This window comes from Mesorhizobium sp. M7D.F.Ca.US.004.03.1.1 (genome assembly GCF_003998635.1).
In the GTDB taxonomy this organism is placed as follows: Bacteria; Pseudomonadota; Alphaproteobacteria; order Rhizobiales; family Rhizobiaceae; genus Mesorhizobium; species Mesorhizobium loti.
The window spans coordinates 1-17867 of record NZ_RZQG01000036.1; the positions used below are offsets into that span (position 1 = coordinate 1).

Below are 17867 nucleotides of genomic sequence, written 5' to 3' on the forward strand. Positions count from 1 at the left end.
CCATCAGCACGGTTTCGGTGATTTCCAGTTCCAGCCGGCCGGCGGGTACGCCGGAAAAGGCCAGAGCCGAGATGACGTTGCGGGCAAAGCTGCCGCTTTTGAGCTGCACGGCCGAGACATTGACCGCGATGCGCAGGCCAGCAGGCCAGCTTGCCGCCGCCGTGCAAGCCTTCCTCAGCGCCCACTCGCCAAGCGGCACGATCATTCCGGTTTCTTCGGCGACCGGAATGAAGTTGTCCGGCGCCACGGTGCCGCGCGTCGGGGAATGCCAGCGCATCAAGGCTTCGGCGCCGACGATCTCGCCGGAGGCGATGTTCATGATGGGCTGGAAATCCAGATCGAATTCCTGGCGCGGCAGCGCTGTCTCGAGGTCGATCTCGAGTGCGCGCCGTGCCTGTACCATGGCGTCCATTCCGGGTTCGAAGAAGCGATAGAGGTTGCGCCCTTCGCTCTTCGCCCGATAGAGCGCCGTATCGGCGTTTTTCAGCAGCGTATCGGCGTCGCCGCCATCGTCGGGGAAAACGGCGATGCCGAGGCTGATGCCGACATGTATGTCGCGGCTCTTGTCGCGAAACGGTTTTGCGATCGCCTCGATGATACGCTTCGCCAGTTTTTCGGCATCGGCAATGCCCTTGAAATTGAACTGGATGATGACGAATTCGTCGCCGCCGAAGCGAGCGACGACGTCCGTTTCACCGCGCAGGCAACGCTGCAGCCGCTCGGCCACGCCCTTCAACAGCCAGTCGCCGGCCGGATGTCCCCAAGTGTCGTTGACCACCTTGAAGCGATCGAGATCGAGCGAGAAAATCGCCAACGGCGTGGCCGCCGTGTCCTCTAGCGCAAGGTCGAGCCGTTCGCGAAACATCGAGCGGTTGGGCAGTCCGGTCAGCATATCGTGATGCGCAAGATGGGTCATGCGGTCTTCGGTACGGCGGCGCTCGGTGACATCGTCGAAGGTCGCCACCCAACCGCCGCCGCTCATCGGCTGGCGGGTGACCAGAACCGTCCTGCCGTCGGTAAGATGCCGATACGCGGAATGCATTTTTTTCGCCACCAGGCAGGCTTCGGTCTTGGCGACTTCGCTGTCGACGTCGATCTTCGTATAGATGCCGAGTTCCAGCAATCGTTCGAGCGCGTCGCGGTGCGTCGTTCCAAGCGGGAAGTCCGCCGCGGTGACGTTGTAGAGTTCCAGAAAACGCCCGTTGCGCACGATCATCTTGCCGTCGGCGTCGTACATCAGCAAGCCTTGCGACATGTTGGCAAGTGCTGCGTCGAAGCGACGGTGCTGCTCCTTGAGATCCTGTTGGGCACGGCGCTGTTCGGTGATGTCCTCGTAGATCGAGACCCAGCCGCCCAGAGCCAATGGGCGATGCGAGATGTTGATGATGCGACCATCCGACAGCGTCTCCTCGTAAGTCGAAGGTCTCGCCTGGTCGATGTAAGGCTTGCGGATGGCGTAGAGTTCATCGGCGCTTTGCGAAGCGATGCCGATGTCGACGCTGTGCCGCAGAATGTCGAGGAACCGGATGCCGGGGCGTATCACCTTGGCGTCGAGACAGAAGATATTGATGTAGTTGCCGTTGCAGATGATCATCCGCTCTTCGGCATCGAACATGCACAGGCCATGTGACATGTTCTCGACTGCGGCCGAAAAGCGTTCATTCTGTTCGCGCAGTTCATCTTCCATATGGCGCGAGCGATCCATGCCTTTGGCCTCCCGTTCCGGCACGGCCGAACCATCCTTGGCATCAGCGACGGGCATGAGGCGCCTGCGGGTCGTGATCGAACACCGCACTGTTACCCGTTCCGGTTAATTTAGCGTTTTTAGCCGATTGCGGGTGCCGAAACCTGGTGCCGCGACGTCTCGATCGCGGAAAACCGCTTCAGGAACGCATTTTGCGCCCAGGTCACCGAGCGTGGCGTGAAATTGAAGCGGTCGGCATTGAAGCCGCGCGGACGGCCGAAGAACTCGGTAGCTTCGGCGGCCGAAAAACCGGCAAGCAGCGTTGCTTCGAAATAGGCGGCGATCTGGTCGGCGCGCTTGATCTCCTTGCGCAGCGCAGCCGTTGGTTCCGGCGGCAGCGAGAAGCGCAGATGGATGGCGCGCTGCAACCGCAACTCACAGTCCTTGTAGCTGCCGCCCATCACCGATTTGAACGGCGAGATCATGTCGCCGATGACATATTCGGGGGCGTCGTGCAGCAACGCCGCCAGCCGGGCGTCGGCCGAAGCCTCAGGCACCAGGTCACAGAATAGCGCCTCGACCAGCAGCGAGTGCTGGGCAACCGAAAAGGCATGCTCGCCGCTGGTCTGGCCGTTCCAGCGGGCTACGCGAGCGAGCCCGTGCGCAATATCCGAAATCTCGATATCGAGCGGCGAGGGGTCGAGCAGGTCGAGCCGGCGGCCCGACAGCATGCGCTGCCAGGCGCGCGCCGGCGCGCCGACGCGGTCGGGGGCCATCAGGCCTCCTCCGCGCTGACGGCTTCCTGCGGGAAGGCGAATTTTGCCCAGGCCGGGATGGCAAGTGAAACGGTGGCGTCCGCGGCCATGATCGGCTGGCCGGCGTCGAGCGCCGCCTTGACCCGGTCAATGCGGGCAATCGCCAGACCGGTCGTGCCGACGGTCGAGCCGAGCGTGCCAACCGGCCGTCCTGCGACGGTTAGCTCGGTGCCCGGTGCGGGCAGGGGCCTATCGGCGGAGACAATCAGCACGCGTCGCCTGGCCGTGCCGCGATGCTGCATGCGCGAGACAACCTCCTGGCCGACATAGCAGCCCTTCTTGAAGCCGACGCCGCCGGTTTCGTCCAGCAGCACATCATGGGGGAAGGCGTCTCCGAGTTGGTAGTCGCTGCCGCTTTCGGCAATGCCGCCGGCAATGCGGAAGGCCTGCCACGCGGCAAGATCGCTGCGCTCATCTGTTTCGCCATACGAACGCGTGACGGCGCCTTTCGGAAAGCGCGTGTCGGCGGCCGTCGTTGAATCGGATTGTGAGAGTGTTGATTCATGTCCCCAGGCGACGGCGACAAACGCCTGATCTGCCTTGGTAATCTCGACCTTGGCGCGCAGTTTGTAGAGCGTCAGCCGGCGTACGAAATCGTCCGCTATGTCGGCCCGGCATTCCAGCCGGAATGCATTCTCACAGTCGCGCGAGATCAGGAAATCGAACAGGATCTTGCCTTGCGGCGTCAGCAGCGCACCGGGTTTGGCTTCACCGGGAGCCAGGATGTCGAGATCGGTGGTCAGGATGTTCTGCAGAAAATGCTCGGCATCCGGGCCTGACACGGAAATGAGGGCGCGGTCTTTGAGCTGGGCAAAAGGCATGGGCGGAAAAGCAACCTGATCTTGCAAAACGGTCGGCCTTTACGTAAGCCGCTGGCACTCCCCCCGCAAGAGAGCATGGCCATGATCTACGACCTCATCCTGACAGGCGGCACAGTGGTCAATCATGACGGCGAAGGGGCTCGCGACATCGGCGTGAAGGACGGGCGCATCGCTGCCATCGGCGATCTCCGCCAGGCCTCGGCCGGCGAGACGATCGACTGCCGCGGCCTGCATATCCTGCCAGGTGTCATCGATAGCCAGGTGCATTTTCGCGAGCCGGGACTGGAGCACAAGGAAGACCTGGAAACGGGCTCGCGCGCGGCCGTGCTTGGCGGCGTCACCGCCGTGTTCGAGATGCCCAATACCAATCCTTTGACCACCAGCGAGACAGCGCTTGCCGACAAGGTTCGGCGCGGCACGGATCGCATGCATTGCGATTTTGCCTTCTGGGTCGGGGGCACCCGCGAAAACGCCGGGGATGTCGGCGAGCTTGAGCGGTTGCCGGGCGCGGCCGGGATCAAGGTTTTCATGGGCTCGTCCACCGGCGATCTGCTGGTCGAGGATGACGAGGGCGTGGCATCGATCCTCCGAAACACGCGCCGCCGCGCCGCCTTTCATTCGGAAGACGAATTCCGGCTGCGCGAGCGTCTTGGCGAACGCATCGAGGGCGATCCTTCATCGCACCCGGTCTGGCGCGACGAGATCGCCGCCTTGCGCTGCACCGAGCGGCTGGTGCGCATCGCTCAGCAAGTTCGCGCCCGCATCCATGTCCTGCACATCTCGACCGCTGAGGAGATTTTGTTCCTCGAACAGCACAAGGATGTCGCGACTTGCGAGGCGACGCCGCATCATTTGACGCTGAGCGCCGACGATTATGCGCGGCTTGGCACGCTGATCCAGATGAACCCGCCAGTGCGCGCCGCGCACCATCGCGACGGCGTCTGGCACGGCATTGCGCAAGGCATCGTCGACGTGCTCGGCTCCGACCATGCGCCGCACACGCTGGCCGAAAAGGCAAAACCCTATCCGGCCTCGCCGTCGGGGATGACCGGCGTGCAGACGTTGGTGCCGATCATGCTCGACCACGTCAATGCCGGCCGGCTGACTTTGCAGCGCTTTGTCGACCTGTCCAGCCACGGCCCGCAACGCATCTTCGGCATGGCGAGAAAGGGCCGCATCGCCGCCGGCTACGACGCCGACTTCACCATCGTCGATATGAAGCGGCGCCAGACCATCACCAATGCGCAGGCCGGCTCGAAAGCCGGCTGGACGCCTTATGACGGGAGAGACGTGACCGGCTGGCCGGTCGGCACCGTCATTCGCGGCCGCCGCGTCATGTGGGAAGGCGAGATCGCCACGCCAGGCCAGGGTAGGGCGGTGGAGTTTGCCGAGGCCCTTGTCGTCTAGATTCCCTAAGAGGCTCAGTCGCCGGCGACGAAGAATGTCCACTGCCCAGTGGGCGTGATGCCGACACGGTAGAAGATATAGGCGCCGAATTGCTTCATGTCGTCGAAGTCGCCAGCGGTGACGATCTTGAACAATTCGACCCGCTGCTTGGCGTCCAGCTTGTCCAGCGGCAGGGCGAAGAAATACGGCCACACATAGAGTTCTTGTGGCGTGCCGGCATCGAGGTGGACGTAGCCGGCATCGAGCACCTCCTCCAGGATAGCCAGGATCTCCTGGCCGTCCGGGTCGCTGGAGAGCCCCTTGAGGAAGGCGATGGCGTCGCCGTCTATGTCGGTCAGCGATATCTGCGTGGCGCTGTCGCCCTTGCCGATCAAGGGCCGCAGCTTTTCGATGTCGCCGCCCTTGCAGGCTTCGACGATCAGATCGTGCATGCGCCGCACCGGTTCCGGCAGCTTGCCGAGATCATAGACAACCTCGGGTACCGGCGTCTCCGGATCGACGCGCGGTCTGGTGACGCCGCCATCCGCCGGACTGTCCGGCTCGGCTTCATTGGGAGCAGCCGGTTCAGTGGTCGGCGGCGGCGTTCCGACCGGGTTGGGCATTGGCACGGTGCTTCCCGGGGGCGACATGTCGTCGTCCGCCGGCGGCGTGACTGTTGGCGGGAGCTCTTCGCGCTTGATCTCGCTCAGCGCATAGGCGGGGCTGCTCGCGAGACACACAACCAGGGGAATCGCGGCACAGCAAGCGGCGAAGGAGATGCAGAGGACCAAGCCACGCGGCTTGCCTGACATCGAAAAACTCACTGCCCGTTTCTCCCTGCTTCCGGGCATGACGCCCGAGCGGCATTTTGCCGTCAAAGAACCGGACGTCGGTTCAGTGCCGCAGCCGTTCGGGTTCGAAGGCGCCAGCAATCACCTTTTCACGCATACGGTCGAGCAGGGCAAGGGCCGAGGTCTCGCCATTGGCACGCAACATCTCGCCGAAGGCGGTTTCGAGCGCTGCTTCGGCAATGATCTCGGGTTCTATGCCGGCGGAGAGACCTTCCGCCCAGGCCTCGCTGTGGCTTTCCACGGCGGTCAGGCGTTTTTCTTCTCTGACCAGCGCGTCGATGTCGTTGACACCATGTTCCATAAGCGAATGTCCACCCTTTCAAGCAGCGATCCGTCGATGTGGATCAGGCCTGATCTGTTCATTTCACACGCAGGGACAATTAAGTATTTGTAAATACGACATTTTTTTGATCGTCTTTTACAAAGCCCGATTGCCTTGTGCGAAGCTGCGTTCAGCTCGAGTCAAACTTAGCCGATTGGGGCGGCCTGCGGGGCGAAAACCTTCAGTTTGAGTTAATTCCGCTTTCGCGCGGTAAGGTTTCGTTAATACTGTTGCAGAAGTGCAACATGAGGATTGCACCAAGATATCGGCTCGCACAAGCCGGATATCTCAGTCGTCGCCAGCAATGGTGCTGATAGTTGTTGATGAGCAGGCCTGCCTGCCTAAACGGATCGCGTTGAAACGGATTCGGTCAACGCGTTCCAGGCTTTTGTTTATGCATGTCGTTGTCCCAAAATCCGCTGTTTTGGGCGATATGCATTAGTTGCCGTAACGCGAGGCGATATCGCGGGACAGCGTCTCGCCTTCTTTCATATAGCGGCTGATGGCTTCGGTCGCCGAGGGGGTGCACCGCGTATAGGTGCCGCCGAACGAGCGGTAGCCGCGATTGAAGCTGGCGATGAAGCGGGCGCGCCGCTCGGCGTCCGGATTTTCCGAATCAAGCAGCTTCTCCATCTCGGCACGCCACTGGTCGCCCTTCTCGCCGCACAAATTGCGCAGGAAATGCAGCGACCCCAGAACCTCCGCCAATCGCATCAGCCCCGGCTCGAACGGCGACTCGGCGCTGAACGCAGGCAGTGCCGAGACGGCCGCACTGACGGCAAGACACACGGCGAGGAGCAAGGATGGACGGTTCATAAGCCTTCTCTACCTAACGGCGCTAGCCGTGTGGTCTACCGAACGGCGTAAGCCGTTGTGGTCTGCCGAACGGCGTAAGCCGTTCTGGCTCTGCCAAACAGCATAAGTCTTTGTGGCGAAACAATTTGTCGCCTGCAAGGCGATTTTCAGGGCTGCGGCCTGGCGTCTCCGCCGGGGGCCAACAAGTCCTCCGCAACGGCGAACACCGAGCCGGCGAGCGGCAGTGCCGCCATCTCACTGAGCGTATAGAAGGCGGCGGTCTCGGCGTCGTCGCTAGCCACTGCCTCGCCGCCGGCATAGACGGCACCGAAGACCGTGAGGAGATAATCGACCGGGTGGCTGTCGTCCCTGCCGTCGATGTGGATTTCCTGCAGCGGGCGGTAATCGGTGGCGCGTAAACCGGTTTCTTCCAGAAGTTCGCGCTCTGCCGCTGCCTCCAGCGTCTCGCCGGGTTCGACCTTGCCACCCGGGAAGGCATAGAGCCCTTGCGAGGGTTGCCGGGCTCGCTTGACCAGAAGCACGGTGTCTGCGCGCACGACGGCGACCGAGACTGCCGGAAGTATCTTGCGCGCTTCGTTCATGGATTCCCGATCAGGTGAAGGCAGGTCTGTTGTGGATCGCCCAGCATGGGGAAGCTTTAGCGGTTGCGCAACGCCGGTTGCATCGCCACTTTCAAAGCGAACCATTCGAAGGGCGCCAATCGACCATGTGCGGACGTTTTGCCTTGACCGCGACGCCGGACCAGACTGCCGCCTTGCTAGGCTTGGCCGAACTGGAGGATTTCCCGGCGCGCTACAACATCGCCCCGACGCAGCCGATTCTGATGGCGATCGCCGGCCCCCCGCGGACGCCGGGCTCGAATCTGCCGGACCGGCAGCCGATGCTGGTGCGCTGGGGGCTGATCCCGACCTGGGTGAAGGACACCAGGGAATTTCCACTGCTGTTCAACGCGCGCTCTGAGGGCGCCGCCGAAAAGGCTTCGTTCAAAGCGGCCATGCGTCATCGCCGCGCTTTGGTGCCGGCGTCCGGCTTTTATGAATGGCGGCAAACCGGTGGCAAGAAGGGGCAGCCCTACTGGATACGCCCAAGGCATGGCGGGTTGGTCGCCTTCGCCGGCCTGATCGAGACCTATGCCGAGCCGGGCGGTTCGGAAATGGACACCGGCGCCATCCTGACCGTCAACGCCAATGCCGACATCGCCCATATCCACGACCGCATGCCGGTGGTGATCGATCCCAGGGATTTCGCCCGCTGGCTGGATTGCCGCACGCTCGAGCCGCGCGATGTCGCGGATCTGTTGCGGCCGGCGCAGCTGGATTTCTTCGAGGCAATTCCCATCTCCGACCTCGTCAACAAGGTCGCCAACACCGGACCGGAAATACAGGAGCGGGGCGAGATCGGGCCGGAGCCCGAGAAGGTCAAGCGCCAGAAGTCCGGCGCGGACGATAGTCAGATGACGTTGTTCTAGCTCAGCTGTTCTTCAAAGGCGCATGTCAGCGCCCTCATGCCAGGCGCCTTTGGCGCCGGCCCGCACACCGCTTCAGGCAGCGCGGGGAGATACGATCTTCTGCGCCGGCTTCTTCTTCTTCGCGGTGTGGAGAAGGGCGGCGACGATCGCGGCCGGACCGATTGCGCGATAGTGGTTGGCCAGCGCCGGTTGCTTGGCGCGGTTGGATTCCTGCTTGCTTCGGGGCATGTCTCTCTTCCCTGGTAACATTTTCGTGTCTGCGTTTGATGGCCGATTCTGACCAAATCGTGACGCCTGCTGATCTAGCCGACGAATGTTTCATGACTGTGCCGACATGTTTAATAAAATGTTTCACTGGGTCATTACCTGTGATCCAGCGACGTTTTTGCCGAAACTTGCGACTTGACGGCAACACAAGCCAAGGCGATAAAGCCGCCCATGAAAACGTCTTTCGCCATTTGTGGCATTTGCATTATTGGCTAGCCTCGCGCTGGTCCGGACGTTTTCGCCTCATCTTTCCCCAGATTGGACAAACGCCCCGGCCAGCAGGCTGGAATCCGATTTGCGCCTTGGCGCGCTCGATTTCAGCCAAAGCATGATCCCGAAAAGTGGGAACCGGTTTTCGGACCAGATCATGCTCAAATAAAGTAACGGACCGGGAAGGCACGAATGTCTGACGCATCGCAGGGCCTGCGCCTCTACAACACGCTGACGCGGACGAAAGAGGATTTCGTTCCGATTGATCCAAACAACGTGCGCATGTATGTCTGTGGTCCGACGGTCTACGACTTTGCCCATATCGGCAATGCCAGGCCGGTGATCGTCTTCGACGTGCTGTTCCGTTTGTTGCGCCAAGTCTATGGCGAGGCGCACGTCACGTATGTGCGCAACATCACAGATGTCGATGATAAGATTAACGCCCGCGCGTTGCGTGATTTCGGCGCCGAGATTTCTTCGGGAAAACTCTCGCTCAACGAGGCGATCCGGCGGGTGACCGAAAAGACCGCCGATCAGTTCCACAGGGATGTGGCGGTTCTCGGCTGCTTGGAGCCGACGGTCGAGCCGCGCGCCACCGAATTCGTCGAGCCCCGCGCCGACGGCAAGGCCGACATGATCACTTTGATTCAAAGCCTGATCGAACGCGGCCATGCCTATGTCGCCGCGGGCGAAGTCCTGTTCGACACGGTGTCGATGCCGGACTACGGCCAGCTGTCGAAGCGCAATCTCGACGAGCAGCAAGCGGGTGCTCGCATCGCCGTCGACGCGCACAAGAAAAATCCTGGCGATTTCGTCCTCTGGAAGCTGTCGTCGCCGGAGGAGCCGGGCTGGAATTCGCCATGGGGCAGGGGCAGGCCGGGCTGGCACATCGAATGCTCGGCAATGTCGGCCGCCTATCTCGGCGAGGTGTTCGACATCCATGGCGGCGGCCTCGACCTGATCTTCCCGCACCATGAAAACGAGATCGCCCAGTCGCGCTGCGCCCACGGCACGGACGTGATGGCCAACATCTGGATGCACAACGGCTTCCTGCAGGTCGAAGGGCAAAAGATGTCGAAGAGCCTCGGCAATTTCTATTCGATCAACGAGCTCTTGGAGACCGAGACCTTTGGCGGCCGCAAATGGCCTGGCGAGGTGCTGCGGCTGGCGATGCTGATGACGCATTATCGCGAACCGATCGACTTTTCCGTGCGCAAGCTGGAAGAGGCCGAGAACATGCTGCGCAAATGGAAGCGGGCGGCCGACCTCGCGCCGGCGGCGGCAGGGCAGTTGCCCGTGGAGATCATCGATGCCTTGTCCGACGATCTCGCCACCTATGCCGCCTTCCAGGTCCTGACCCAGTTGGCCGGCGAGGCAGCGGACGGCAACGATGCGGCGGCTGCGCTGAAGGCGTCGCTGCTGTTCCTCGGCTTCGATGTCGCGTCGGCGAAGGTGGATGAAGACCACGTCGCCAAGGCTATCGCCAATCGCCTCGCGCTCATTGCTGCCAAGAACTGGGCCGAGGCCGACTGCATCCGCGACGAACTGTTGGCACAAGGTATACAGTTGAAGGACGGCAAGGACCCCGTCACCGGCGAACGCATCACCACCTGGGAGGTAAAAAGATGATCGACCATCTCGGCATCACCGTTGCCGATTTCGACGCTTCGAAGGCTTTCTATGACAAGGCGATGGCGCCGCTTGGAGCCTCCCTGCTTTACATGGTGCCGCTGGAATACACCGGCGGTGCCAAGGTCGGTGGCTATGGCCGTGACCGGCCGGTGTTCTGGCTGAGCACCGGCAAGGACAAGCCCAAGGATCACCAGCACGTCGCCTTCACCGCGCGCAGCCGCGCCGAGGTCGATACCTTTTATGTCGCCGCGCTTGCCGCCGGCGGCAAGGACAATGGCGGGCCGGGCCTGCGCCCGCACTATCACCCGGACTACTACGCTGCCTTCGTCTTCGATCCCGACGGCAACAATGTCGAGGCCGTCTGCCATGCGCCGGAGTGAGCGGCGATGAGCCTCGACAACCGGCCGATCTACACCGGCGGCTGCCAGTGCGGCGCGGTGCGCTTTCGCGTTGAAGGCGCGTTGGGCGACGCTTCGATCTGCCATTGCCGCATGTGCCAGAAGGCGTTCGGCGCGTTCTACGCGCCGTTGGTTTCGGTGCGCGGCGCCAGGCTCGACTGGACGCGCGGCGAGCCGAAATACTTCCGCTCGTCCAACCATGTCCACCGCGGCTTCTGCCCGGATTGCGGCACACCGCTGACCTTCACCGCGCCGGACGGCGTTGGCCTCGCCATCGGTGCGTTCGACAATCCGGCTGAGATCGTGCCGCTCATCCAGTGGGGCATCGAGGCAAAGCTGCCCTATGTCGACTCGATCCCGCAACTGCCGGGCGAGGACACCATGGCCGATATGTCGTCGGCCTCCTATTTGGCCGATCTCGTCTCCTACCAGCACCCCGACCACGACACCGAACAATGGCCGCCGAAGGAAAGATCATGACCGAGACAGTACGAACCGGCGGCTGTCAGTGTGGCGCGGTACGCTTCCGCATTCATGGAGCGCTTGGCCGTCCGTCGATCTGCCATTGCCGCATGTGCCAGAAGCAGTTCGGCTCGTTCTTCGGTGCGCTGGTCACGGTACCCAGGGACGGCGTCGAATGGACCCATGAAGAGCCGAACTATTTCCAGTCGTCGGTCAACATCGATCGTGGTTTCTGCGCCCGCTGCGGGACGCCGCTGACCTACCGGCAGCCCGGAGGACTTGAGATCGCTATCGGTGCCTTCGACGACCGCTCCGATCTCGCCCCGCAGATACAGGTCAACTACGCTGCGCGGCTGCCCTGGGTGGAGACGATCTTCGATCAGCCCGTCCACCAGGATCCCGACTACTATAACAGGCAGGAATCCATCATCTCCTTCCAGCACCCCGACCATGAAACAGCGGACTGGCCGACCAAAGGTTTACAACTATGAGCAATCAATTGCGTACGCTTTATCCGGAGGTCGAGGCGTTCGATTCCGGCATGCTCGATGTCGGTGACGGCCATCAGGTCTACTGGGAGCGCTCCGGCACCAAAGGCGCCAAACCGGCGGTGTTCCTGCATGGCGGGCCAGGCGGCACCATCTCGCCAAAACACCGGCGGCTGTTCGACCCGAAGCTTTACGACGTCATCCTGTTCGACCAGCGCGGCTGCGGAAAATCGACGCCCAACGCCTCGCTCGACGCCAATACGACATGGCACCTGGTCGCCGACATCGAACGGCTGCGCGAAATGGCCGGCTTCGACAAATGGCTGGTGTTCGGCGGCTCCTGGGGCTCCACGCTGGCGCTCGCCTATGCCGAAACGCACCCTGAACGCGTCAGCGAACTGGTGGTGCGCGGCATCTACACGCTGACGCGTGCAGAACTCGAATGGTACTATCAGTTCGGCGTCTCGGAAATGTTTCCGGACAAATGGGAGCGGTTCCTGGCGCCAATCCCGGAGGCCGAGCGCGGCGACATGATGGCCGCCTACCGCAAGCGGCTGGTCGGCACGGATCGCAAGGCGCAGATCGAGGCGGCCCGCGCCTGGAGCCTGTGGGAAGGCGAAACGATCACGCTGTTGCCGGAGCCGGAGACCAGCGGACCGTTTGGGCAGGACGACTATGCCGTCGCCTTCGCCCGCATCGAGAACCACTATTTCGTCCACGCCGGCTGGCTTGAGGAAGGGCAGCTGCTGCGCGATGCGCACAAGCTCAGCGACATTCCTGGCACCATCGTCCATGGCCGCTACGACATGCCGTGCCCGGCGCACTATGCCTGGGCGCTGCACAAGGCCTGGCCGAAGGCGGATTTCCACCTGATCGAGGGCGCCGGTCATGCTTATTCGGAGCCGGGCATCCTTGATCGGCTGATCCGCGCGACGGACAAGTTTGCAAGCAAATGACCATGACCCGCGAGCGCCTCTATCTCTTCGATACCACATTGCGCGATGGCCAGCAGACGCCGGGCATCGACTTTTCCGTCGAGGACAAGATCGCCATCGCAAAACTGCTCGACGCTTTTGGCCTCGACTATGTCGAAGGTGGCTATCCCGGCGCCAACCCGACCGACACAGCCTTCTTCCAGGAGAAACGCACGTCGCGCGCCCAATTCGTCGCCTTCGGCATGACCAAGCGGGCAGGGGTGTCGGCGTCCAACGATCCCGGCCTTGCGTCACTCGTGCAGTCGAAGTCGGACGCCATCTGCTTCGTTGCCAAGAGCTGGGACTATCATGTCCGTGTCGCGCTCGGCTGCACCAATGAGGAGAATCTCGACGCCATCAAGGCCTCCGTCGAGGCGGCGGTCGCCGCCGGCAAGGAGGCATTGGTCGACTGCGAGCATTTCTTCGACGGCTTCAAGGCCAATCCCACCTATGCGCTGGCTTGCGCCAAGACCGCTTACGATGCCGGCGCGCGCTGGGTGGTGCTGTGCGACACCAATGGCGGCACGCAGCCATCGGAAGTCCGCGCCATCGTCGAGAAGGTTATCTCGTCCGGTATTTCAGGCAATCATCTCGGCATCCATGCCCATGACGACACCGGCCAGGCAGTCGCCAATTCGCTGGCCGCTGTCGAGGCCGGCGTGCGCCAGATCCAGGGCACGCTCAACGGCATCGGCGAGCGCTGCGGCAACGCCAACCTGATCTCGATCGTGCCGACCCTGGCGCTGAAGCCGGCCTTCGCCAATCGTTTCGAGACGGGCATTTCGACTGAGGCACTGACCGGCATTTCGCGCCTGTCGCGCGCTTTCGACGAACTCCTGAACCGCGCCCCGGAAGCGCAGGCGCCCTATGTCGGCGCTTCCGCCTTCGCCACCAAGGCCGGCATCCATGCCTCCGCACTTGCCAAGGAGCCGGCGACCTATGAGCATGTGCCTCCGGAAACGGTCGGCAACCGCCGCCGCGTCATGGTTTCGGACCAGGGCGGCAAGGCCAATTTCCTCGCCGAGCTGAAGCGGCGCGGCATAGAGGTGCCGAAGGACGACCACCGGCTCGACGCGCTGATATCGGTGGTCAAGGAGCGCGAGGCCGAGGGCTACGCCTATGAGGGCGCCGATGCCAGCTTCGAACTCCTGGCGCGCAAGATACTGCACGGGCTGCCGGAGTTCTTCAACGTTACCTCGTTCCGCTGCATGGTCGAGCGCCGCTTCGACGCCAACGGCCAGTTGAAGACGGTCTCCGAAGCGATCGTCAAGGTGGTGGTGGACGGCGAGGAGAAGATGTCGGTGGCCGAGGGGCATGGTCCGGTCAACGCACTCGACATCGCGCTGCGCAAGGACCTCGGCAAATTCCAGGGCGAGATCGCCGACATGGAGCTTGCCGACTTCAAGGTGCGTATCCTCAATGGCGGCACCGAGGCGATCACCCGCGTTCTGATCGAATCGCATGACGGCACCGGTGCGCGCTGGTGGACGGTGGGCGTTTCCGAAAACATCATCGACGCCTCGTTCCAGGCCCTGATGGATTCCATCGTCTACAAGCTGATGAAGAACCGTGAGATGGCCGGGCTGGTGGCCGCCGAATAAGGTTGAACCATCAGCGAAAGTCCATTGATCCATCAGAACTTTGCGATGGTCTTGCCAAGGTGACTGGGCCATAGCGTTGGCTCATGGCCACTGAAGCAATTGCCCTGGACGCGGATTCGAAGGCACGACGCGGCTTTCTGTTGGCGCTTGGCGCCTATCTCTTGTGGGGATTGCTGCCCTTCTACATGAAGGCGGTCGCTCATCTGCCGCTCGCCGAAGTCATTGCCCATCGCATCGTCTGGTCGGTGCCGATCGCCGCCGCCGTTCTGGTCTGGGCCGGCCGTACGGCGGATTTCAAGGCGGCGCTGCGTTCGCCGCGCACCATCGCCATGGCCGCGCTGACGGCGGCGCTGATCTCGGTCAATTGGGGCATCTATGTCTGGGCGATCGCCGCCGACCGCACCGTCGAGACCGCGCTCGGCTACTACATCAATCCGCTGGTCAGCGTCGTCGTCGGCGCGCTGCTGCTTGGCGAGCGGCTCGATCGGCTGCAGATCGCGGCAGTGGTGCTGGCGGCCGTCGCCGTCGCGGTGCTGACCATAGAGGGCGGCAAGCTGCCCTGGGTGTCGCTGGCGCTGGCGTTTTCCTTCGCCGCCTACGGCTTCTTCCGCAAGACGCTGCCGATCGGCCCGAGCCAGGGCTTTTTGCTCGAAGTGCTTCTGCTGTCGGTGCCGGCCCTTGGCTACATCGTCTACCTGATCGCGACCGGGCAGGACCATATCGTGTCCAGCAGCGGTGCCGATACGGCGCTGCTGATCGGCTGCGGTCCGGTCACGTCGATACCGCTCTTGCTGTTCGCCTTCGGCGCCAAGCTGCTGCGCCTCTCCACCATCGGCATCATGCAGTACATCGCGCCGACCATGGTGTTCCTGATCGCCGTTCTGATCTTCGACGAGCCTTTCGGCACCACCCAGGCCATCGCCTTTGCGCTGATCTGGGCGGCCTTGGCAGTCTATTCCTGGTCGATGTTGACGACAGCGCGCCGGGCCGCGCCGCAGCCCGCACGGTAAGGGGTGTCGATGTACCTGCTGCATATCGCCAACAAGAATTATTCCTCATGGTCACTGCGGCCCTGGGTGTTGATGCGAGAGCTGGATATCCCATTCGACGAGCGGCTAACGCCGTTCCCGACCGGATCGAGCTGGAGCCTCTACCGGCCGTTCTCGCCGAGCGGCCGGGTGCCCTGCCTGATCGACGACGGTTGGGCGGTCTGGGATTCGCTAGCCATCGCCGAATATCTGGCCGAGCGCCACCATGGCGTGTGGCCTGCCGAGGCCAAGGCGCGCGCCTGGGCACGCTCGGCCGCCGCCGAGATGCATTCGAGCTTCACCGCACTGCGTGGCGCCTGTCCGATGAGTTGCGGCCTGCGCGTAGAGCCGTTTCCAATGTCCGACGCGCTGAAACAGGACCTCTTTCGCCTCGACGACCTCTGGAACGATGGCCTTGCCCGTTTCGGCGGGCCGTTTCTGGCCGGCGCTCATTTCACCGCCGTCGACGCTTTCTTTGCTCCTGTGGCGTTTCGCGCACAGTCCTATGGTCTCGTTTTCGAGGGTGCGGCTGCAGCCTATCCGGCGCAGTTGCTCGCCCTGCCAGCGATGCGCGAGTGGTATGCGGCTGGCCTTGCCGAGACCTGGCGCGAGCCCGATCACGAAGCGGAAGTCGCCGCCGCCGGCACCGTCATCGAGGATCTTCGCGTCTAGCTGAAAGCCGCCGGCAGGCGCTACAATCCGCGGCCCAGCCGCCTGACGAACAGATAAGTAGCCGCGGCGATAGCCATCGATACTGCCGTCACCACCCAGAAGCCAATCGGCGTATCGACCAACGGCAGCCCACCGACATTCATGCCGAACAGGCCCGAGATGATGGTCATCGGCAACAGCACCGCTGTCATGACAGAGAGAACATAGAGGAGCTGGTTCGACTGCATGGTCAGCTTGGCCATGAGCTCGTCCTGCAACAGCCTTGTGCGCGCCTGCAACTGCTCGCCGTCATGATAGAGAGTATGCGCCCGTTGCGAGAGCCTGACCGCCATGTCGTTGATCGGGTCAGGCAGTTCGTTGCGATGCGAATGATCGAGATGCCGGAACAGATTGGTGATCGTCGCCATCTGCCGATGGATCACCACCAATTGTCGCCGCGCCTCGACCAGCGCTTGTCGTTCATTGTGCCATGCATCGCGCACGACACGGTCCTCGATGCCGTCGAGCGTGTCGCCCAGCTTGCCGAGCTCGGCCGCCATGCCGCCGAGCGACTGGCCCGTGACCGCCTCGATCAGTTCCGCCGGCGAGCGGAATTTCCGCGATCCATTCTCCACCGCCTTGCGAATGGCGTCGACCGATTCCAGCGGCTGCTTGCGCGCGCCGATCAGCACCGCGTCGTTGAAGGCGAAGCGGAAATGGACAAGCCCGCGCGCCTCCGAAAAGTCGTGTCTGAGATCAGGCAGATCGCCATAGAGCCAGCCATCCTCGAAGTCGATGTGGCAGCCATGGCTGGGGGCAAGGAAGGCGTCACGCACCGGCCTCGGCAAAGCCGTCTCAGTGCCGATCTCCTGGCGTGCATGCAGGTCGGTGATCTGATAGCTGCGCCAGGTCCAGCACGCCTGTGCCGGGTCCTTGGTACGCAGGCCGTCGGCCGTGAAATGGTAGATGAAGAATAGTCCGTGCTCGTCGGGCAGGTAAGGCGACAGATCAGTGCCTTCCGGGGCGAGAGCGATATCCATGGGCGCGGTGCCAGATGCAGGTTTCGAACATGGCACCGCATGGCGGCCGCCTGACCGTGATTCCTAGCACGAGCGAACCGGTTTCGTGTGACGGTTTCTTGACAGCCGATCACAGTCTGTCGATCACCCAATCCGGTGGTGACGCCTTCGCCAGCCCCGGATTGGGCTCTGTCAGTGCTTCGGGCCGAAGCCGGGGTAGGGCTTGAGCGGCACGATTGCGGCAATGTCCATCATGCCGGCCTTGACCAGCGGCAAGGTGGCGAGATAGCCGCGAACCTCTGCATCATCGGCTGCCTCGAACATCATGCCGCTGCCCGGGATGTCGCCGCGGTTCCAGACCTGACGCACCGCGCCCTCAGCGTAAAGCGTGCGCCGCTGTTCGGCTTCGCCGGGCAGAAGCGGGGCGAAATCTGCATCGCTGAACTCAGCGGTGTTGCGGGTGAGAAGGGCAAAGAACTGCATGGTGGTCTCCTTTGGTTGGGATGGCCGAGTATCGCTTCCGCGGGTCAGACTGTCCAAGACTGATTAGGCTAGAGTTGAGACCTAACAGGACTTGAAGCTCTGGAGAAAAAATGTTCGACCTGCGCCAGATCAGGTATTTCGTCACCGTCGCCGAAACCGGCAATATCGGCCGCGCCGCCGAAATGCTGCATATCTCGCAATCGCCGCTCAGCCGGCAGATCATGCAGCTTGAGGAGCAGCTTGGCGTCAGTCTGTTCGAACGGGCAAAACAGCGGGTCCATCTCAACGCCGAGGGTCGCGCCTTCCTCACCGAGGCCCGCTCGCTGCTGTCCAATGCGCGACGTTTGGAGGAGTTCGGCCGCAACCTGGCCAGCGGCGGCGTTGGTCGTCTCGCCATCGGCTATGTCGAAGGCGCCGTGCATGCCGGGCTTGTCGCCGAAATGCTGCGCCAATTCCGCCGCGAGCGGCCCGATTTCCACCTGCAACTGAGA

General features: G+C 62.7%; 21 protein-coding genes. 11 read left to right on the forward strand and 10 right to left on the reverse strand.

Annotation, left to right across the window (positions count from 1 at the left end; translation table 11 throughout):
• From EN935_RS04300 to EN935_RS04310, 3 genes are all read right to left on the reverse strand, one after another.
• Positions 1 to 1762: PAS-domain containing protein (locus tag EN935_RS04300; RefSeq protein ID WP_127373183.1), on the reverse strand; the 1762-nt coding region annotated here is incomplete at its 3' end.
• Positions 1763 to 1824: 62 nt separating this feature from the next.
• Positions 1825 to 2460, reverse strand: a complete 636-nt coding sequence (locus EN935_RS04305; protein ID WP_127263197.1) for an HD family hydrolase — start codon at positions 2458 to 2460, stop codon at positions 1825 to 1827.
• Complete coding sequence (locus tag EN935_RS04310) at positions 2460 to 3320, reverse strand: folate-binding protein YgfZ (protein WP_127263196.1); 861 nt, start codon at positions 3318 to 3320, stop codon at positions 2460 to 2462. The genes EN935_RS04305 and EN935_RS04310 overlap by 1 nt, the downstream gene beginning before the upstream one ends.
• A gap of 75 nt (positions 3321 to 3395) precedes the next feature.
• On the opposite strand from EN935_RS04310, the gene EN935_RS04315 reads away from it, so the two are divergent.
• On the forward strand, positions 3396 to 4727 hold the full coding sequence (locus EN935_RS04315; protein WP_245468734.1) for a dihydroorotase: 1332 nt from the start codon (positions 3396 to 3398) through the stop codon (positions 4725 to 4727).
• Positions 4728 to 4741: 14 nt separating this feature from the next.
• Here EN935_RS04315 and EN935_RS04320 read toward each other — a convergent pair whose 3' ends face one another.
• The 4 genes from EN935_RS04320 to EN935_RS04335 form a co-directional block, all read right to left on the reverse strand.
• A complete protein-coding gene (locus EN935_RS04320; protein ID WP_164757608.1) occupies positions 4742 to 5530 on the reverse strand; it encodes a hypothetical protein in 789 nt (262 codons plus the stop codon).
• 70 nt (positions 5531 to 5600) lie between these two features.
• Positions 5601 to 5858, reverse strand: a complete 258-nt coding sequence (locus tag EN935_RS41820) for a hypothetical protein (protein WP_008874920.1) — start codon at positions 5856 to 5858, stop codon at positions 5601 to 5603.
• A gap of 459 nt (positions 5859 to 6317) precedes the next feature.
• Positions 6318 to 6695, reverse strand: coding sequence for a TIGR02301 family protein (locus EN935_RS04330; RefSeq protein ID WP_109662733.1), 378 nt, complete (start codon positions 6693 to 6695; stop codon positions 6318 to 6320).
• Between the two features lie 146 nt (positions 6696 to 6841).
• Complete coding sequence (locus EN935_RS04335; protein WP_127263194.1) at positions 6842 to 7276, reverse strand: NUDIX hydrolase; 435 nt, start codon at positions 7274 to 7276, stop codon at positions 6842 to 6844.
• A 125-nt stretch (positions 7277 to 7401) separates the two neighbouring features.
• On the opposite strand from EN935_RS04335, the gene EN935_RS04340 reads away from it, so the two are divergent.
• Positions 7402 to 8163 (forward strand): SOS response-associated peptidase, encoded by a 762-nt coding sequence (locus tag EN935_RS04340; RefSeq protein WP_127263193.1) that lies wholly within the window; start codon positions 7402 to 7404, stop codon positions 8161 to 8163.
• A 72-nt stretch (positions 8164 to 8235) separates the two neighbouring features.
• Here EN935_RS04340 and EN935_RS04345 read toward each other — a convergent pair whose 3' ends face one another.
• Positions 8236 to 8391, reverse strand: a complete 156-nt coding sequence (locus EN935_RS04345) for a hypothetical protein (RefSeq protein WP_109662740.1) — start codon at positions 8389 to 8391, stop codon at positions 8236 to 8238.
• 441 nt (positions 8392 to 8832) lie between these two features.
• Between EN935_RS04345 and cysS the strand changes: the two genes are divergently transcribed.
• From cysS to EN935_RS04385, 8 genes are all read left to right on the forward strand, one after another.
• A complete protein-coding gene (gene cysS, locus EN935_RS04350; protein ID WP_127263192.1) occupies positions 8833 to 10269 on the forward strand; it encodes a cysteine--tRNA ligase in 1437 nt (478 codons plus the stop codon).
• A complete protein-coding gene (locus EN935_RS04355; protein ID WP_109662745.1) occupies positions 10266 to 10652 on the forward strand; it encodes a VOC family protein in 387 nt (128 codons plus the stop codon). The genes cysS and EN935_RS04355 overlap by 4 nt, the downstream gene beginning before the upstream one ends.
• A 6-nt stretch (positions 10653 to 10658) precedes the next feature.
• Positions 10659 to 11150: a GFA family protein gene (locus EN935_RS04360; protein WP_109662748.1), complete on the forward strand. Its 492-nt coding sequence runs from the start codon at positions 10659 to 10661 to the stop codon at positions 11148 to 11150.
• Complete coding sequence (locus EN935_RS04365) at positions 11147 to 11623, forward strand: GFA family protein (RefSeq protein WP_127263191.1); 477 nt, start codon at positions 11147 to 11149, stop codon at positions 11621 to 11623. Before EN935_RS04360 ends, EN935_RS04365 begins: the two co-directional genes overlap by 4 nt.
• Entirely contained in the window at positions 11620 to 12576 is a 957-nt protein-coding gene (pip, locus tag EN935_RS04370; protein WP_109662754.1) for a prolyl aminopeptidase, read from the forward strand. Before EN935_RS04365 ends, pip begins: the two co-directional genes overlap by 4 nt.
• Entirely contained in the window at positions 12573 to 14195 is a 1623-nt protein-coding gene (gene cimA, locus EN935_RS04375) for a citramalate synthase (RefSeq protein ID WP_206532417.1), read from the forward strand. Before pip ends, cimA begins: the two co-directional genes overlap by 4 nt.
• A gap of 83 nt (positions 14196 to 14278) precedes the next feature.
• Positions 14279 to 15205, forward strand: a complete 927-nt coding sequence (gene rarD / locus EN935_RS04380; protein ID WP_109662756.1) for an EamA family transporter RarD — start codon at positions 14279 to 14281, stop codon at positions 15203 to 15205.
• Positions 15206 to 15214: 9 nt separating this feature from the next.
• Positions 15215 to 15895: a glutathione S-transferase family protein gene (locus EN935_RS04385; protein ID WP_109662759.1), complete on the forward strand. Its 681-nt coding sequence runs from the start codon at positions 15215 to 15217 to the stop codon at positions 15893 to 15895.
• 20 nt (positions 15896 to 15915) lie between these two features.
• Here the strand turns inward: EN935_RS04385 and EN935_RS04390 are convergent, their stop codons facing one another.
• Together EN935_RS04390 and EN935_RS04395 are read right to left on the reverse strand one after the other, a co-directional pair.
• The gene (locus EN935_RS04390) at positions 15916 to 16914 is read right to left on the reverse strand and encodes a transporter (RefSeq protein ID WP_127265163.1); all 999 of its coding nucleotides are present in this window, start codon (positions 16912 to 16914) and stop codon (positions 15916 to 15918) included.
• 171 nt (positions 16915 to 17085) lie between these two features.
• Entirely contained in the window at positions 17086 to 17376 is a 291-nt protein-coding gene (locus EN935_RS04395) for a muconolactone Delta-isomerase family protein (protein WP_126068567.1), read from the reverse strand.
• A gap of 110 nt (positions 17377 to 17486) precedes the next feature.
• Here EN935_RS04395 and EN935_RS04400 point away from each other — a divergent pair.
• A partial coding sequence (locus EN935_RS04400; RefSeq protein WP_127373184.1) for a LysR family transcriptional regulator occupies positions 17487 to 17867 on the forward strand: 381 nt, incomplete at its 3' end.

Bases quoted from the DNA above. Each gene is read 5' to 3' on its own strand.
- EN935_RS04305 (WP_127263197.1), bottom strand. From the start codon at position 2,460: ATGGCCCCCGACCGCGTCGGCGCGCCGGCGCGCGCCTGGCAGCGCATG.
- EN935_RS04310 (WP_127263196.1), bottom strand. From the start codon at position 3,320: ATGCCTTTTGCCCAGCTCAAAGACCGCGCCCTCATTTCCGTGTCAGGC.
- EN935_RS04315 (WP_245468734.1), top strand. From the start codon at position 3,396: ATGGCCATGATCTACGACCTCATCCTGACAGGCGGCACAGTGGTCAAT.
- EN935_RS41820 (WP_008874920.1), bottom strand. From the start codon at position 5,858: ATGGAACATGGTGTCAACGACATCGACGCGCTGGTCAGAGAAGAAAAA.
- EN935_RS04330 (WP_109662733.1), bottom strand. From the start codon at position 6,695: ATGAACCGTCCATCCTTGCTCCTCGCCGTGTGTCTTGCCGTCAGTGCG.
- EN935_RS04335 (WP_127263194.1), bottom strand. From the start codon at position 7,276: ATGAACGAAGCGCGCAAGATACTTCCGGCAGTCTCGGTCGCCGTCGTG.
- EN935_RS04340 (WP_127263193.1), top strand. From the start codon at position 7,402: ATGTGCGGACGTTTTGCCTTGACCGCGACGCCGGACCAGACTGCCGCC.
- EN935_RS04345 (WP_109662740.1), bottom strand. From the start codon at position 8,391: ATGCCCCGAAGCAAGCAGGAATCCAACCGCGCCAAGCAACCGGCGCTG.
- cysS (WP_127263192.1), top strand. From the start codon at position 8,833: ATGTCTGACGCATCGCAGGGCCTGCGCCTCTACAACACGCTGACGCGG.
- EN935_RS04355 (WP_109662745.1), top strand. From the start codon at position 10,266: ATGATCGACCATCTCGGCATCACCGTTGCCGATTTCGACGCTTCGAAG.
- EN935_RS04360 (WP_109662748.1), top strand. From the start codon at position 10,659: ATGAGCCTCGACAACCGGCCGATCTACACCGGCGGCTGCCAGTGCGGC.
- EN935_RS04365 (WP_127263191.1), top strand. From the start codon at position 11,147: ATGACCGAGACAGTACGAACCGGCGGCTGTCAGTGTGGCGCGGTACGC.
- pip (WP_109662754.1), top strand. From the start codon at position 11,620: ATGAGCAATCAATTGCGTACGCTTTATCCGGAGGTCGAGGCGTTCGAT.
- cimA (WP_206532417.1), top strand. From the start codon at position 12,573: ATGACCATGACCCGCGAGCGCCTCTATCTCTTCGATACCACATTGCGC.
- rarD (WP_109662756.1), top strand. From the start codon at position 14,279: ATGGCCACTGAAGCAATTGCCCTGGACGCGGATTCGAAGGCACGACGC.
- EN935_RS04385 (WP_109662759.1), top strand. From the start codon at position 15,215: ATGTACCTGCTGCATATCGCCAACAAGAATTATTCCTCATGGTCACTG.
- EN935_RS04390 (WP_127265163.1), bottom strand. From the start codon at position 16,914: ATGGATATCGCTCTCGCCCCGGAAGGCACTGATCTGTCGCCTTACCTG.
- EN935_RS04395 (WP_126068567.1), bottom strand. From the start codon at position 17,376: ATGCAGTTCTTTGCCCTTCTCACCCGCAACACCGCTGAGTTCAGCGAT.